Genomic DNA, 17081 nt, shown 5'->3' with positions numbered 1-17081 from the left:
TATATAGGAGTGCTGTATGATTCGTTAAATTGTTAGTACGGCACCTTGGCTTGCATTCGTAACGAGCTTAGAGTAGCGAGCTAGATAGCCAGTCTTAACCTTCGGCTCAAAGTCTTTCCAATTAGCACGACGTGCCTCTAATTCTTCATCCGATACTTGTAGCTCGATCTTGCGGTTATGAAGGTCGAGATCAATAATATCTCCATCTTGTACGAAAGCAATCGGTCCACCTTCAGCGGCTTCAGGAGAAATATGCCCGATACTAATGCCGCGAGATGCCCCTGAGAAGCGTCCATCCGTGATGAGTCCGACTTTGGCGCCTAAGCCCATACCAACAATTTGTGAAGTAGGTGCGAGCATTTCTGGCATACCAGGGCCACCCTTAGGTCCTTCGTAGCGAATGACAACGACATGGCCTTCTTTTACAAGACCATTTGCGATACCAGCGAGCGCTTCATCTTGTGAGTCGAAGCAGATAGCCGGTCCGACATGACGTCCGCCAACAGAAGCATCAACTGCTCCTACCTTAATAATAGCACCTTCAGGAGCCAAGTTGCCGAATAGGACAGCTAGGCCGCCGCGCTCAGAGTGCGGGTTATCTAATGTATGGATAACATCTGTATTTTGAATAGGTGAATCTTGCACATTCTCGCGCAATGTTTTGCCTGTAACCGTTATACAATCGCCGTGCAGAGCCCCTTCTTTCTTGAGCAGTTCGTTAAGTACAGCGCTAACACCGCCAGCCAAATGAACATCTTCAATATGATAATCAGAAGCTGGAGCAATCTTCGCCAAATGAGGTACACGCTGGGCTACTTCATTAATACGAGCAATTGGATAGTCAATACCTGCTTCGATCGCAATAGCGAGTGTGTGCAGGACGGTGTTAGTTGAACCACCCATCGCCATATCGACTGCGAACGCATTATCGATTGCTTCCTTCGTCACGATATCACGTGGTTTCAAGTCGGATTTGATCAGTTCCATAAGCTGCTTCGCAGATTTCTTAACGAACTCGCGGCGCTCTGGAGATACTGCTAGTATCGTACCATTGCCTGGAAGAGCAATACCCATTGCTTCTGCCAAGCAGTTCATAGAGTTAGCTGTAAACATACCAGAGCAGGAGCCGCAAGTAGGGCAACCATATTGCTCAAGTTCCGTTAAACTTGCTTCATCTATTTTACCAGCTTGAAACGCTCCCACGCCCTCGAATACACTCGATAAGGAAATCGAACGGCCGTTGGAGTCTTTACCTGCTTTCATTGGCCCACCGCTTACAAATACAGTAGGGATATTGACACGTAATGCTCCCATAATCATGCCCGGAGTAATCTTGTCACAGTTAGGGATACACACCATGCCGTCAAACCAGTGTGCGGATACTACAGTTTCTAGCGAGTCTGCAATAATTTCTCGGCTAGGGAGGGAATAACGCATACCGATATGGCCCATCGCAATTCCGTCGTCAACACCAATCGTGTTAAATTCGAACGGAACACCGCCAGCTTCACGAATTGCTTCTTTTACGATCTTACCGAATTCCTGCAAATGAACATGGCCAGGAACGATGTCTATGTACGAGTTACATACAGCAATAAACGGCTTGTCAAAGTCTTCTTCCTTCACGCCAGCAGCACGCAGCAAGCTGCGGTGAGGGGCGCGATCGAAACCTTTCTTGATCATGTCTGAACGCATCTTAGGGGCTTTCATATCCAATATCCTCCACTTCTTTGCGTTATTGCATTGGTGCATATATTTCTATTGAGTCTATCACAACTAATGAGTAATTTCTACCAAAAAACAGCTGGAAAATCGCGATAGAAACGATCGATACAATGACAAAGAAAGAAGTGCCTATATAGATGTAGATATACGATTAGGATACATTTGACACTGACCATTTTAGTTGATACCATAATTTATGTAATAAAATCTAATAAATGTAGTTATCATTTTGTTAGCTATATCTCGTAATCTCTTAAAATATCATATTGTATGTTACTCAATAATAAGCAGCAATTCAAAATGTTAGTACTGTCTTGCTGGTATGTAGGTCGAGAAATCGAATTCCGAATGGAGAGGACCGTGAATAATAATGAATAAACAGGATGCGCAAGCTAAAAATCAAGTATGGGAATGGGCTAAAGCCATTTTGTTCGCTGCTGTCATTTTTTTTGTACTGCGGTCGTTTATCGCATCACCTTCCATTGTTGATGGGTATTCCATGGAACCTAGACTTTACACAGGTGAGAGGGTAATGGTGAATAAACTGCTCTATCAGTTTACAGAGCCCAAACGAGGAGAAATTATCATCTTTCAATCCAAACGAGGTCCTGATTATATTAAGCGAGTCATTGCATTGCCTGGAGAAAAAGTACGAGTAGAAGGAGATCAGGTTTATATAAACGGCAAGTTGTTCGATGAGCCGTATTTAAAAGAAGCCATCGAACAAGCGAACAAGGCAGGAACACCTTATAATTTCATAGATTTTGCAGAACAAACGGTCCCAGAAAATACATTATTTGTAATGGGTGATAATCGTTCCAAGAGCGAAGACAGTCGCGATCCATCCGTAGGCTTTGTAAGCTATGATGAAATTGTAGGGCGGGCAGAGTTAGTCTTTTGGCCGCTCCAAGATATTGAACTTATTAAATAACCAAATAGGCTATAGGCTCGAATGAACAGATTCAGCTGCAAGCAAAGAAGAAGACACGGAGCAATCCGTGTCTTCTTTGCAGGAGTGAAGCGTGTGAATTATATATGAAGCATCTGACTGGCATAACTTGCAACGCATTGAGGGAAAGCGTTAGCGGGGGGAGGCTAACTATGCTTCATGCGTCGTCGCCTTGGATACGGGCGAATCCAGCCAAATACAGCTTCTCCATTTGGTTCGATTAATGGATGACAAACGGTTTTTACTAAACGATGGGTAAGAACAATCGTACATCCTACAGATACGAATATGAGACAGATTGCCAATATACTCGAATCGATGTGCTTATAGAGTCCAAAATATTCAGCAAATCGAATGAGCAGCCCGTGTATAAGAAACACATACAAGGTTCGTCGTCCGCAATCGGTAATCGCACATTTACGAGTAGGAACCCATGCTAGAAATGCCGCCGATGCGAGTAGTTCCAGTGTGTAAATAGATAGTCGCATCATTATGGCAAGCGAATTGATTTCCCATCCTAATTGTTCATACGTAAAGCTGTTCATAAGCCACGTAGGATCAATATAGGGATGCAATTGAAATAGTGCGATAAGCAAAATGCCAGATATGCCTGCAGCTATAAAACGAATAGGTGTAACGAACCATCGAGCTAGTGTGTTGAAAGGAAAATAGTATCCGATAATAAAAAATGGCAAGTACACGAATGTACGGGAAATTCCTAGCCAATCTCCTTCAAAAGGAATGAATCCTATAAACACACCCATTGCTGCAGCTACCCAAATTGGATAACGTACATTCCATCGAATAAAGCTCCGCAACACGATTCTCCAAACGGCATGACCGACAAGGAACCATAGCAATAAATAAGGAATAAAGAATGAATGTGTAATGCCAGGAACTTGAAACAGCGTCATATCCAATACAGAGTAAATAGATTGAAACAGAACATACTGCAAGGCGATTTGCTTCAAAATTCGATTGCCATGAGGTCCAAACAAATTCGTTCTTGCAAAATAGCCTGTAACACCGACAAAGAGCGGCATATGGAAAGTAAATATCCATAAAAACAAGGCTTTCATCTCAGGCATGGTGTTGATTAACGGCTCAATCGCATTCGCAATAAAGACGGTGACAATAAGCATAAATCTTAAGTTGAGGCCGAATGTCTCTCCACTCCCATGTGAGATCGTCGGCACTTTACTTCGCGTGCGATGAGGCACATAGCGAAGCCACATGGTTAGATCCTCCTCTAGGATGCGGCCTATTTCACGCGTGATGCTGTATTTGTTTTTCTATATCCACAAGATACCATAGGATGGTGCAATAGATTGTGATCGATGTCACAAAGATCCTGAATAGATCAATATACCTTATGACATTTTTTTGAACGAGGAATGTTGCAAGAACGAAGTAAAACGATGAAAGCTATTATCCTATTGAATTACAGCTGTGAGATTTCATATAAGAGGGCAAGGATAAAGATTGACGGTAACTTTTGGTAGAGATACACTTAAGCTATATCCAAGACGTGGAAGGAGCGGTTGTCTCTCATGATCGAAACGTTGTCTCATCGTGATCAACTAGAGTTAGTCACGTTAGGTGAATCGATGGTACTGTTGCATGCGGCTGATTCACGGGGACTTGAATATGCTTCTACCGTTCAGAAGTCATTTGGCGGTGCTGAAAGTAATGTAGCTATTGGATTGTCTAGGTTAGGACATCGTTCCTCATGGATGAGCTTGCTCGGAGATGATCCATATGGACATTATGTTGTGAAAGCCATTCGTGGCGAGGGTGTAGACGTTTCACGTGTGCAGCATATCGGGGGTTCGCCAACTGGTATTATGCTGCGAGAGTCGGTAGGCGGCCGTTCATCTGTCTACTACTATCGGAAGCATTCTGCTGCAAGCACGTTGCAGCCTGACATGCTGGATGCGTCGTTTATTCAATCGGCACGCATGCTCCATGTGACAGGGATTACGTGCGCCTTGAATGATAACTGTGCCAGCACAGTTGAGGCGGCTGTTCGTATAGCTAAGGATGCGGGACGCAAAGTCAGCTTTGATCCGAATTTGCGCTTAAAGTTATGGTCTATTGAGGAAGCAAGAGCACGGCTTCTGCCTTTGGCTCATGAGTGCGATTATTTTTTACCTGGGCTCGATGAATTAAAGCTGCTCTATAATACGGATGATGAGCGTCATATTTTCAAGCAGCTGGCTATGATTCCCGCGGTGTGTATTGTGAAAGGCGGCATCGAGCAGGGGCGCGGTGTGAACTATGTCGTTCGCGGTTCTCAAGTGGACGAGGTTCCGTATCAGCCTGTCGAGCATGTGCTCGACACCGTAGGCGCTGGAGATGCTTTCTGCGCAGGCGTATTGTCAGGATTGCTGCGCGGCTATGAGCCTGTTGAAGCGGTACAGCTAGGAAATGTATCAGGGGCAATGGTTGTCCAAGCAGTAGGTGATTGGGAAGCGCTTCCTACTTGGAAGCAAGTGCAGGCTAGTTTGACGAATTCGATACATATTGAGAGATAAATGGATAAGGGAGAGTGCTTAACTGATGAACAAGATTAGACTTCTACAGGCGATTCATGCCGAAGGTGTTGTTGCTGTCCTTCGAGCTGACAGTTACGAGCAAGTTGTTGAAATGGCAGAGCAAGCGATAGCAGGCGGCATTCGAGTCATCGAAATTACATTGACTGTTCCACATGCTTTGCGAGCGATTGAACAGCTTAGTATGAAGTATTCATCTGATCCACAGTCTGATCGCCCTTATGCGATTATTGGAGCGGGTACGGTATTGGATCCCGCTACTGCCCGTGCTGCCATGCTGGCAGGTTCCGATTTCATCGTTAGTCCATCACTAGATCCCGAGACGGTTAAAATATGCAATTTGTATCAAGTACCGATGATGCCAGGCACAATGACGATTAAGGACGTGCAGCATGCGTTGGAGCTTGGTGTTGATATTGTAAAGCTGTTCCCCGGAAATATGTTTGCACCGTCTATCATTCAAACACTGAAAGGACCGCTTCCGCAGGCGAACTTTATGCCGACAGGCGGAGTAAATGTTAGCAATATTGGCGAATGGCTGCGTTCAGGGGCTGTTGCGGTTGGTATCGGTTCTGATCTTACGAAGGAAGCCGTTGCTACTGGCGACATGAGCCATGTGCGCAAGCAAGCTGAGCGCTATAGACAAGCTTATGATCAGGCAAAAGCTGAATTATCAGCCAAAACTGAGGTTGCGGTACGTTCTTAAATCAGTCATTTATATATACAGACATAATGGTGCCGTTTGAGGTCTTTTGCAGTAATTTGACCTTGATCGGCATCTTTTTTGTAGTTTTTTTGTTTTGCAACGGTTCGATGTATAATTATACGAGTAAATTGAAGTGATAAAGGAGATGCGTGTAGGAATGCCAAGCCGAACCTACTCATTTGATGAGGCTGCTGATAAGCTTGCCCAATATATAAGCGAACACAGTCGCATCGTATTTTTTGGAGGGGCGGGTACTTCTACCGAGAGTGGTATCCCAGACTTCCGCTCACAGGATGGGGTTTTTGCCGAACAACAAGTATACCCGCATGCTCCTGAAATTATGGTGAGTCGACCTTTTTATGACCGAGATCCAGAGATGTTTTATACGTTCTATCGTGATAAGCTGATTCATCCTGAGGCGAAGCCGAATATGGGGCATTATGTATTAGCTCAATTGGAGCAGCAGGGTAAGCTTCAAGCCATCATTACTCAAAATATTGACGGACTTCATCAGGCGGCTGGAAGTAAAGAAGTGATTGAGCTTCACGGTTCCGTGCATCGTAATGATTGTCTATCATGCAGAAAGCGCTACCCATTAGCGACCGTACTGGAAAGTGAGAGCGTCATTCCACATTGCCCAGCGTGTGGCGGAGTGCTGAAGCCTGATGTTGTGCTATATGGTGAAACACTAAATGAGCAAGTAATTGCGGATGCAGTTCGTTATGTTCAACATACGGATTTGCTTATTATTGCAGGGACATCTTTATCCGTGCAGCCAGCTGCAAGCTTTGCGCAAATGGGTAGTCAAGCTGCTACTGTTATTATTAATCGAACAAGTACACCATTTGACCATGAAGCAGATGCTGTATTCCACCACTCATCTGGACTTCTATTGGAAGCGGCGCTTAAGCGATTATAGAAAGTTCTAAAGTTCTAAAGTTCTAAAGTTCTAAAGTTCTAAGACATGTTATACAAATTAAATTCGTAGAGAAAGCAACAACTAGGGAGTGGACAAGATGATGAGAATGCTAGGTATTGATCTTGGAACGACGAATCGCAAAGTCGGTTTGTTCGAGGAGAACGGAGAGGTTGTGGGCATTGTTAGCCGCCCAACGCTGACTCAGGATACTGGGGAAGGGTACGTCGTTTATGATGCCGAACAGCTTTGGACCGATGTCGTCGAGATGATTCGAGAGTTGACTGAGCAGCATGGAGGAGCGAACATTGCTGCGATTGGAATTGCTAGCATGGCGGAAAGTGGACTTCTTCTACATAAAGACAGCGGTGCTATACAATCTCCTTTGCTGCCATGGTTTGATACAAGTTCAACACCGCAAGCAGAGAGAGTGCGTGAGGCTGATGAGCGGTTGAAGTTATTCCAGCGCAGCGGGTTGCATTTGTCTTTCAAGCATGGGCTGCCTAAATTATTGTGGCTGCATGACCGAGATCCTGACATGTTCCGAGATGCAAGATGGGTATCTGTGTCAGGGTTTATTGCTTACCGTCTCAGTGGAGTAATGGCATTTGATCCTTCCTTGGCTACGCGAACGTTTGTCTACGACATGCGCACGAATGATTGGGATCGTGAATGGATTCAGAACTTTGGCTTATCACCAGACTTGTTCCCGGATGTATATCCGAGTGGGGCGCCGCTTGGTTCAGTAAAGCCGGAGCTCATGCAAGCGCTTGGACTAAGTTCAGCACCTGCTGTTGCTGTCAGTGGACATGATCATGTATGTGCTTCCTTAGCGGTTGGAGCTGTAGCTCCAGGCGACGTATTTGCTTCGATGGGGACTGCAGAGACATTGGTTGGATTGATGGAGCCAACTAAGCTTGGGGAAGAAGATTTCCAGACGGGATTATCGTATGGTTATCATGTTATTCCGGGATTGCGTTTCTGGATGGGTGGAAATCCTTCATCGGGTGGATCTTTAGAATGGATAAGACGCCAGCTTGGGGATGAAGCGCTATCGTATGATGAAGTCAGAGCATTATTGACGCAAGCGGAAAGATATCCTTGTGATGTGATGTTCTTCCCTTATTTAAGCGGCAGCGGGGCACCTCATCCAAACTCCAATACTCGTGGGGCGTTTATCGGGCTAAGTAATAACCATGGTAAAGCGGAACTTCTTCAAGCGGTATGTGAAGGGACCTCTTATCAACTTGAGATGATCCGACGCAGCGGGGAACGTGTATGTAATCAATCCATTACCGAAATGCGTGCTGTAGGTGGCGGAACACGTGCGGAGCCATGGTTGCAAATGAAAGCGGATGTAACGGGCGCAACAATGATCGTTCCAACAGTAGATGAAGCTACACTGCTTGGAGCCGCGTATACAGCTATGTTGGGCACAGGACATATAGCAGATGGAGCAGCTATTCAGCGTCTCATCGAACAGCGAGGAACGAAGCGTGTTGAAGCGAGAGCGGAATTACATGAGCGCTATCAACGTGCTTATGCTCAGAGATACGAACCAACGGCGGCGTTTTTGAGACAGTTGCCCAATATAGAGTAATCGTATGTGCGAATGACACTGGAAGGGCGTCTCCTTGGAGATGCCCTTTTGTTTACGTGAATGAACGTTATTATCGATAAGAACGATAAGAATAGTAGTAAGTTTGTACGTTACACAACCGGAGGAGCGACATGTTTACAAATACAAAGCTTACGATTGGCGAAATGGCACGAATGCATCGTATACCCGAATCAACGCTGCGTTATTATGATGAAAAAGGGATTTTTCATCCTTCCATTGTTGATCCGAAGACACAGTATCGATACTATACGGTTGATCAATTTTTTATGTTAGATACGATTAAATTTCTGCGACATCTAGGTATTTCTCTGAAACAGATTAAACAGTATGTAGATGAGCGTAGTCCAGCAAAAACATTGGATATTTTGACGCAGCAAAAAAGGCTTTTGGAACAAAAGCAGCAAGAAATAGCACTTACGATTGCGAAAATGGACCATAATATACGTGTGATGACACAAGCGATGACAGGGACGTCACATACGGTTGAGTTCAAGCGAATTCCAAAGAGAATGATCACATCGGTAACGATCACTCCCGATGCAACGGATGAAATGATGGAATATTACATATACTCCCTGCAAAACAACGCCCATTTGCATGATGTTAGTCTATTTGTTGGTGCCATTGGAGTTACGGTATCAAAAGAAGGCTTATTAAAAGGCAATTATCGAGCCTACAATAGTGTGTTTATTAACGTGAATGACATGTCGCCTTTGATTGAGAATCGACATGTCATTGAAGAGGGAGTATTCGCCTGTTCCTATCACCAAGGGCCTTATGACCAAACAAAAGAAACGTATGACCTTTTACTACAAGCGATTGAAGCGCAAAATTACGAGGTAATGGGGGATTCGATTGAACAAGGGCTCATTGATTTATCGATGACGAACAATCCAAATGATTACATATCGGAGATTCAAATACCTGTACGTGAGCGGTAGAAAAAACCTGACTATATCCCCTTGACCTTCAAGTTACTTGAAGGTTTACACTGTCATAGGTCAACAAGATGTAAAGGAGATTTAGCAAAATGGCAGGAGCAGGAGCAATTGCACATGAGGATTTAAGAACGAAAAGCATTAATAAATTGTTCGTTAGTTATTTAATACCGACGGTACTTGGTATGGTACTGATGTCCATCAACATTATTATTGACGGGGTCATGGTTAGTCGCGGTGTAGGAGCGCACGCACTCGCAGGCGTTAATATCGCATTGCCGGCTTTCTCGATTATTTTCTCTATCTCGTTATGGATTGGTATGGGGGGAGCAACTCTATATTCGATCGCGATGGGGGAAAATAATATCGAACGTGCAAGGTCGATATTTTCACAATCGATAACGTTAGCTATTGTCATTGTCGGTGTTCTAATGTCGCTGTGCTTGTGGCAAATCGAAGATCTGGCTTATATATTTGGAGCTAATGATGTCATATTGCCATATACGCTGGAGTATCTAGAAGTTTTGCTAACATTTGGAGTTATCTATGTGCTTGAGAATGTGCTTAGCATTTTTATTCGGAATGATGGAAATCCACGATTAGCAACGATGGGTCTCGTTACTACGGCTGTATTGAATATTATATTTAATTATATTTTTATTTTCGAATATGGTTGGGGTGTACGAGGTTCCGCTTTAGCGACGATATTGTCTGCAGCCATTGGATTTATGGTATTGCTGACGCATTTCCTGCGGAAGAAAAGTGTTCTGAAGTGGACGAAGCTTCAATTTGAATGGAAAGTTGTCAAAGATATTCTCATGATTGGATTTCCAAGCTTTATGACGGAAATGTCCGTTGCAATCATTACAATCGGTTTTAATACTGCATTTATTACGTTTGCGGGCGAAATGGGTGTAGCTGCCTTTGCTGTCGTAAATAGTATTCATTCGATGACTTTATTACTTTTCTTTGGCGTCGGAGCTGCATTGCAGCCCTTGGTAAGTTTCCATTATGGAGCGCAGCTGTTTGAGCGATTAAAGGCTGCCCTGCAAATTGCTGTAAAAACAGCATTGTTGTTTGGGGTGATTGCTATTATCGTCGGAATGTTCTTTGGAGAATACATTGTGATGATGTTTGATGTTCAGTCTGAGCAATTGCTCAAGCTTACCATTACGGGAATTAGTCTCTTCTTCTTGCAGTACTTGTTCTTAGGCTTCAATATCGTGTACGCTGAATACTATCAATCGATCCGGCAGACGGGTAAAGCGACGATGATCATTTTAAGCCGTGGGCTGGTACTTGTCATACCTTTGTTGTGGATTATGCCCAACTTGTTAGGGGTAAATGGAATTTGGCTTGTTCCAGTAGCAGCTGAGGCTCTAACGATGGTATGGGTTGTTATTATGAATCGTCGAATCGGAGCGGGATTGAGCATACAAAAGTCTAATTAAGGATGAGTGTGTAGGAAGGTGGAGAGTTGTTGTTTACTGAAGCAGTGTATGAAGATGAGCAATTTCGAGAACTTAATTATCAACAGCAGGAACTACGTTCCGTCAAATTTTACGATTGCACCTTTACGAAATGTGATTTTAGCGAGACGGTGTTTATCGATTGTAGGTTTTCAGGTTGTGTGTTTGAAGGATGTAATTTGAATATGATTAAGATGGTTGACTGTGAGTTTACAGATGCCCGTTTTTCGGATTCCAAGCTTATTGGTTTGAACTGGACAGAAGCGTGCTGGCCGAAATTGAGCAGACAAGGTATGCTGCGATTTGAACAAAGTGTTTTGAGTCATTCTACTTTTATAGGGCTTTCTTTACAAAAATGCTTGTTTAATAATTGTCTAGCGAAAGATGTGGATTTCCGGGAAGCTGATCTGAGCAAAGCAGACATGCGCTATACGGATTTCTCTGAAAGTTTATTCGGCAATACCAATTTAACGGGTGCTGACCTCCGTCATGCTGTGAATTATTCGATTGACCCCGGTTCCAATCGGATCAGCAAAGCTAAGTTTATGATGCCTGAAGCAACTTCGCTGCTCTATAGCATGGATATTCAGTTGGTTGAAAAATAAATGGTATCATTCCTATTAGTCGTGTTCTGCCTTCTTTCCCTTCTTTCTATTGTATGGACTAGCTGGAGAAATGGAATTTCGCCTATGCCTTCGTCAGCGCCAGTACGTCGAGCCGTTGCGAATGAAGTGAATAAGCTGAATAAGCTTTACTATAACGGACTTATCGTGGAAGCAGGCTCTGGCTGGGGGACGTTGGGCATACATTTGGCGAAGCATTGCAAAGGTTGGCGAGTTGTCGGAGTAGAGAATTCTCCTTTTCCTTTACGCGTATCGCAGCTGCTGGCGTGGATTAGCTTAGGGAAGGAATCGAGGACTAGCGCTGCTTTTCAAAAAGGGGATATCTATACGAGGTCGTACGTTGATGCGGATATGGTTGTCTGCTACTTGTATCCTGGTGCGATGCAGCAGTTGGGTTCGATTTTCCATCGTGAATTGAGACCAGGTACGCGTGTGATCAGCGTTTGCTTTGCGTTGCCAGGCTGGACGCCAGAGAAAATTGTAGAATGTCGAGATCTTTATCGCACGAAAGTTTATGTATATAAAGTAGAATAGGCAGCTAGCTCCTTCATTTTGAAAGGGGCTAGCTTTTTTGTATAGTGCAGCGTACTGAGTTGAGGAAATAGAAGTTTCCAGTTTAGATTAGCGTCAATTTATTTATACACTTATGAGGAAGATTGGGTAAATACGATGCTTGATGAAATGGATCCCTTGCAGCAGTTAACTTTTGTTAATGAATTATATTTTTTGTGTTGGCAATAAAAGTCTTTCTTTCTCTTTATTGTTCATGCCATAATATTCGGTATAAGGTTATTTTTGATAAACCTATATCGGGGGAGGAGAAAGATGATGCGATTGCGCAAAGGATTACTGCTATTATTGGCTACACTTTTAATCGTATTGACAGGATGTCAAGCGGTAGGAGGAGTAGAGGTTGGGACAGCTCTCAAACAGCTTGCAACTGTGAAATCACTAGAGAGCAAAGGTTCGTTTGCTATTAAGATTAATGTAGCGCCGAATGCGAAGATGGAAAAGGAACAACGTGAAATTGTTGATTTGATTAACAGTACTCGCATTGAAACAGTATCGAAAGTTCAGGATAGCAATAACGTCTCGGTTAAAGGAACAGCATACATAAAGGATAAGAAACTAGGGTTCCATATCTTAGTTGACAGCAAGCAAATGGCGGTTCATGTTGATGGTGCGAAAGCTCCAATCGTTGTACCGTTTGTGCCTGAAGGAATGGAAGGATTCGATTTGGAAGACATGCCTATTTTGAGCCCGGCTGTTCAAAATCAATTCCAAGAAAAATTCGTTTCGTTCTTTGTCAAACATGCGCCTAATCCGACAGTAATAGATGTAAAGGCGACTGAGGAAACGGTATTTGATCAGAAGCTGAATGTGAATCGTATCCATGCAGAGTTCGGTGCGAATGAGACATTTGATTGGACACGAGGTTTGATCAAATCTGTAGTCGCTGATGAAGCAGGTACGAAAGCATGGCTGAAAGATGTCATTACGACATTTGGCGAAGTGATGAAGACGATGGATGATAGTACTGAGGTTGGATTGCTTATTAAGAACAGTGAAACATCTGCTAACCTAGCATACAGCTGGTTGAAGGACAATGGTGTTAAGGCTGTAGATGGAGTGGAGCAAGAATGGAAGAACTTGCTGAAAGACCTTCCTAATTTCGCGCCTTTGATGAGCAAAGACACGAACATGAAGGTGGATTGGTTCGTTGACTCCGAATTGACTACACACAAAATGTTGAGTGAATTCAATATTGCACTTCCGCAAGACAGTGATTTCCCGATTACAAGTGTTCAAATTAAGCAATCAGCGGAATACCGCAATGTGAACAAGCCGGTTTCAGTTGATACATTGGATACGTCCAAAGCGCTAAAAGCAACAGATTCTAATCTTACGCCAGGGGATTGGCTGCGTCATTTTGATTCCAGCTCAGACATTCATAAATTCATGTTGGAAACTGGATTTACAAGCAAATATTTAACTTTGCCTCTGCTTGAGGAAGATGGATACGAAGATTGGGGATATGATTATCCACGTCCGATCGTAGAAAAAGGAAAAACATTCGTTCCTCTTCGCTATGTAGCAGAAGCGTTTGATGCAGATGTGAAATGGGATAAGAGCAAGAAACAGATTCGTATCGTGGATGACATCACACAAAAAGTAATTACTTTAAAAGTTGACAGCAAATCCGCGCAAGTGGATGGCAAAGCTGTAGCATTGAAGAATGCACCTAAACTAATTAAGGGTACGGTATATGTTCCTTTGGTTGAGGTTGCTGATTTCCTCAATGTCAAAGCTAAATTCGAGAATTATGAATATGGAAAGTTTATTCTTCTCGATCGTAATTAATTGACCATAGCAAAATTGTGAATGGAACGGCGATTAGCAATTTTGCTAGACTCATCAAAAATTCAATTACATGTGAGCTCAAGTTGATCCTAACCTACTATGGTTGAGTCAACTTGGGCTTTTTTATTGTGTGATAGAAATATTATTTCGCCTTAAGATACATTTATTTCCATAATTAATAGTAGATTGTCTTGACTTGGAAAAAATGATAGATAAAATAATTCAATAACACTACAAAGCGTTACAGGTTTTATGCTTTATTGCGAAAAAGTGAGAGGGGATCGGATCGAATGAAAAACAAGCGATTATCAGGCTGGGCTATATGCGCAGCGATATTATTGTTGCTAACGACAGCATGCAGCGACAAGAGCAATGGTGTGGAAGGTGGGCAACAGCAAGGTGAATCGAAGTCTGCCGATAAAGTGTCCATTGGGATTACACAAATTGTTCAACACACTTCTTTGGATGAAGCGAGAAAAGGATTTGTGCAAGCGTTGAAAGATAACGGCTATGAAGAAGGCGTTAATTTGGAGATCGACTATAAGGATGCACAGAACGATATTAACAATACGAGTACGATTGCACAGAAGTTCGCTAGTGACAACAAGGATCTTGTATTAGCGATTTCTACACCGTCTGCCCAGGCGGCAGCTCAGCAGATTAAAGATGTTCCTATTCTTTTTACAGCGGTAACGGACCCGGTTGGCGGTCAACTGGTCAGCAGTATGGAGCAGCCTGGCGGCAATGTAACAGGTACAACTGATTTGCATCCAGAAGCGATATCAACATTAATGGAGTTTGTTAAGACTTCAATTCCTGATGCGAAAGCAGTTGGCATTATTGCGAATGAAGGAGAGCAAAACACCGTTACAAATATTACACAAGCAAAAGAAGCTTTAGAAAAGCAAGGACTTGAAGTGGTGGTTGCTCCTATTACGAACAGCTCGGAAGTAAAGCAAGCGGCTGAGTCGTTGATTGGTAAAGTACAAGCGATCTACGTTCCATCTGACAATACCGTCGTTAGCTCGTTAAGCACAGTCGTTGCAGTTGCTAATGAGCAGGACATTCCCTTGTTTGTGGCTGAGAAAGATTCCGTGAAAAACGGCGGGGTTGCCTCGTTTGGCTTTGAATACTATGATATCGGCTATGCAACGGGAGAGATGGCAGTAGATATATTGAAAAACGGCAAGAAACCTGCTGAGATTCCGGTTCAGGTGCCAAAAGAACTGGATCTAGCGTTGAATATGAAATCAGCTGCTGAACAAGGATTTACGGTAACTGATGATATGAAGAAGAGCGTTAAGGAAGGCAATTTGTTCGAATAATGAAGCGGCCCGCTTACTTGCTAAGCGGGCTTACACGTTGACATAACATCGTCGGGAGGTTGCATATTATGCTAAGTTCAGGGTTTTGGACGGCAATGTATAAGTCATTTGAGTTAGGCATGTTATATGCCATTATGGCACTTGGCGTTTATGTAACGTTTCGAGTATTAGATTTTCCTGATCTTACGGTTGATGGAAGCTTTACAACAGGAGCGGGCATTGCGGCTATAGGAATTAGCTCTGGACTGCACCCACTGGCAGCGACTTTGTTGGCTGTTGCAGGTGGTGCGCTTGCAGGTATGATGACGGGACTCATTCATACGAAGGGAAAGATTAATCCCTTGCTATCAGGTATTTTAATGATGATCGCTCTGCATTCCATTAACTTACGCATAATGGGCAAACCTAATATCGGATTATTAAACCAAGAGACGTTGTTTTCATCGCTGGAAAAGGGCTTCACGTTTATCGCAGTCGTCGGTGGATTGGTGCTCATAATCAAATTTATTATCGATTGGTTCCTGAAAACGGATATCGGACTAGCGTTAAGGGCTACAGGTGATAATGCCCGCATGATTCGCAGCTTTGGCGTTAAGACGGATTCTACTATTATTGTCGGCGTAAGCTTGTCAAATGCACTTGTAGCATTATCCGGTGCCTTAGTTGCTCAATATCAAGGGTATGCAGACCTTCAATCTGGCGTAGGAATGATTGTGATAGGTCTTGCCTCTGTGATTATCGGTGAAGCGATTTTTGGCAAGCGAACGATAGCACGAGTAACGTTTGCTGTCCTACTAGGAGCCGTATTGTATCGATTAATTTTGGCTGTTGCGCTGCAGATGGAAGTGGATTCTACAGACTTGAAGCTATTAACGGCGTTGATCGTTATTTTTGCCCTAACTTTGCCTAGAATTAGAGGAAATATGAAACAGAAAGCTGTTAGCCGCAAGCGTGCTGTGGAGATGATGAAAGTAGGAGGGGAAGGCTAATGCTTCATATTGAACAAGTGTGTAAAGTATTTAACCCAGGCTCCCCTGACGAGAAGCTTGCCTTGTCTCATATTAACCTCCAACTGCGAGCAGGTGAATTTGTCACTATTATCGGTAGTAATGGTGCTGGCAAATCCACATTAATGAACTTGATATCCGGTGTGTTGTTACCTGACATCGGTTCGATTTCCATTGGCAATCAGTCTGTAACGTCTATGCCTGAGCATGCCCGTAGTCGCTTTATCGGACGTGTATTCCAGGATCCGATGGCTGGAACGGCACCTTCGATGACGATTGAAGAGAACTTGGCGATCGCGAAGCGTCGAGGGAGGCGTCGAGGCCTTGGTATCGGTGTTAAGCGTACGGATCGGAAATGGTTCAAGGAACAGCTTGCTACACTAGGAATTGGCTTAGAAGATCGGCTCTATGCGAAGGCAGGATTGCTCTCAGGTGGGGAGCGTCAGGCACTAAGTCTGTTGATGGCAACCTTTATGAAGCCAGAGTTGTTGCTATTGGATGAGCATACAGCTGCACTTGATCCTGCTCGAGCTGAACTGATTACAACATTGACTGAGAAGATTGTCCATGAACATCAGTTAACGACATTGATGGTCACACATAATATGGAACAGGCGATTCGACTTGGCAATCGACTGATTATGATGGACAAAGGACGGATTATTTTAGATATCGGTGCCGAGCAAAAAAGGAAGCTGACCGTAGATAAGCTGCTGTATGAATTTGAACGGGTTCGTGGCGTCAAGCTCGCAGATGATAGAGTGGTGCTTGGTGGATAATAAACGTTGTGAATGAATAGGTCCTGATGCTTATGTTGCAGCCTGCTGGGTATGCAATATAAGTATCAGGACCTGTTTGCGTAAACGCTCTCTTGAATTGGAGGTTAAAT

Annotated in this window: 15 protein-coding genes; 13 read left to right on the top strand and 2 right to left on the bottom strand. The window is 43.6% G+C overall.

Annotated features, from left to right (window positions below; translation table 11 throughout):
* Window positions 1-24: 24 nt before the first annotated feature.
* Window positions 25-1710, bottom strand: a complete 1686-nt coding sequence (gene ilvD, locus NQ117_RS19730) for a dihydroxy-acid dehydratase (protein ID WP_258279728.1) — start codon at window positions 1708-1710, stop codon at window positions 25-27.
* A gap of 385 nt (window positions 1711-2095) precedes the next feature.
* Between ilvD and lepB the strand changes: the two genes are divergently transcribed.
* Window positions 2096-2656: a signal peptidase I gene (gene lepB, locus NQ117_RS19725; protein ID WP_258279727.1), complete on the top strand. Its 561-nt coding sequence runs from the start codon at window positions 2096-2098 to the stop codon at window positions 2654-2656.
* A 164-nt stretch (window positions 2657-2820) separates the two neighbouring features.
* Here lepB and NQ117_RS19720 read toward each other — a convergent pair whose 3' ends face one another.
* Window positions 2821-3909, bottom strand: coding sequence for an acyltransferase family protein (locus NQ117_RS19720; protein ID WP_258279726.1), 1089 nt, complete (start codon window positions 3907-3909; stop codon window positions 2821-2823).
* A gap of 315 nt (window positions 3910-4224) precedes the next feature.
* Here NQ117_RS19720 and NQ117_RS19715 point away from each other — a divergent pair, with 315 nt between their 5' ends.
* The 12 genes from NQ117_RS19715 (at window position 4225) to NQ117_RS19660 (ending at window position 16971) form a co-directional block, all read left to right on the top strand.
* Window positions 4225-5208, top strand: coding sequence for a sugar kinase (locus NQ117_RS19715; protein WP_258279725.1), 984 nt, complete (start codon window positions 4225-4227; stop codon window positions 5206-5208).
* Between the two features lie 25 nt (window positions 5209-5233).
* On the top strand, window positions 5234-5932 hold the full coding sequence (locus NQ117_RS19710) for a bifunctional 2-keto-4-hydroxyglutarate aldolase/2-keto-3-deoxy-6-phosphogluconate aldolase (protein ID WP_258279724.1): 699 nt from the start codon (window positions 5234-5236) through the stop codon (window positions 5930-5932).
* A 157-nt stretch (window positions 5933-6089) separates the two neighbouring features.
* A complete protein-coding gene (locus NQ117_RS19705; protein WP_258279723.1) occupies window positions 6090-6851 on the top strand; it encodes an NAD-dependent protein deacylase in 762 nt (253 codons plus the stop codon).
* A 97-nt stretch (window positions 6852-6948) separates the two neighbouring features.
* Window positions 6949-8448: an FGGY-family carbohydrate kinase gene (locus tag NQ117_RS19700; protein WP_258279722.1), complete on the top strand. Its 1500-nt coding sequence runs from the start codon at window positions 6949-6951 to the stop codon at window positions 8446-8448.
* A 131-nt stretch (window positions 8449-8579) separates the two neighbouring features.
* Window positions 8580-9410, top strand: a complete 831-nt coding sequence (locus NQ117_RS19695) for a MerR family transcriptional regulator (RefSeq protein ID WP_258279721.1) — start codon at window positions 8580-8582, stop codon at window positions 9408-9410.
* An 89-nt stretch (window positions 9411-9499) separates the two neighbouring features.
* Window positions 9500-10858 (top strand): MATE family efflux transporter, encoded by a 1359-nt coding sequence (locus NQ117_RS19690; protein WP_258279720.1) that lies wholly within the window; start codon window positions 9500-9502, stop codon window positions 10856-10858.
* A gap of 29 nt (window positions 10859-10887) precedes the next feature.
* A complete protein-coding gene (locus tag NQ117_RS19685) occupies window positions 10888-11481 on the top strand; it encodes a pentapeptide repeat-containing protein (protein ID WP_258279719.1) in 594 nt (197 codons plus the stop codon).
* Between the two features lie 84 nt (window positions 11482-11565).
* On the top strand, window positions 11566-12033 hold the full coding sequence (locus tag NQ117_RS19680) for a class I SAM-dependent methyltransferase (protein ID WP_309137896.1): 468 nt from the start codon (window positions 11566-11568) through the stop codon (window positions 12031-12033).
* 291 nt (window positions 12034-12324) lie between these two features.
* Window positions 12325-13860, top strand: a complete 1536-nt coding sequence (locus tag NQ117_RS19675; RefSeq protein WP_258279717.1) for a copper amine oxidase N-terminal domain-containing protein — start codon at window positions 12325-12327, stop codon at window positions 13858-13860.
* Between the two features lie 290 nt (window positions 13861-14150).
* On the top strand, window positions 14151-15185 hold the full coding sequence (locus tag NQ117_RS19670; protein WP_258279716.1) for an ABC transporter substrate-binding protein: 1035 nt from the start codon (window positions 14151-14153) through the stop codon (window positions 15183-15185).
* A gap of 68 nt (window positions 15186-15253) precedes the next feature.
* Window positions 15254-16174 carry an ABC transporter permease gene (locus NQ117_RS19665; protein ID WP_258279715.1) on the top strand — a complete coding sequence of 307 codons (921 nt, stop codon included), beginning with the start codon at window positions 15254-15256 and terminating at the stop codon, window positions 16172-16174.
* Window positions 16174-16971 (top strand): ABC transporter ATP-binding protein, encoded by a 798-nt coding sequence (locus NQ117_RS19660; protein ID WP_258279714.1) that lies wholly within the window; start codon window positions 16174-16176, stop codon window positions 16969-16971. Before NQ117_RS19665 ends, NQ117_RS19660 begins: the two co-directional genes overlap by 1 nt.
* The last annotated feature ends 110 nt before the right edge of the window (window positions 16972-17081 follow it).

It is taken from the genome of Paenibacillus sp. SC116 (assembly GCF_024733555.1).
In the GTDB taxonomy this organism is placed as follows: Bacteria; Bacillota; Bacilli; order Paenibacillales; family Paenibacillaceae; genus Paenibacillus_B.
The sequence above is the reverse complement of the archived record's forward strand: the minus strand, read 5'-3'. Positions and strand labels throughout refer to the sequence as shown.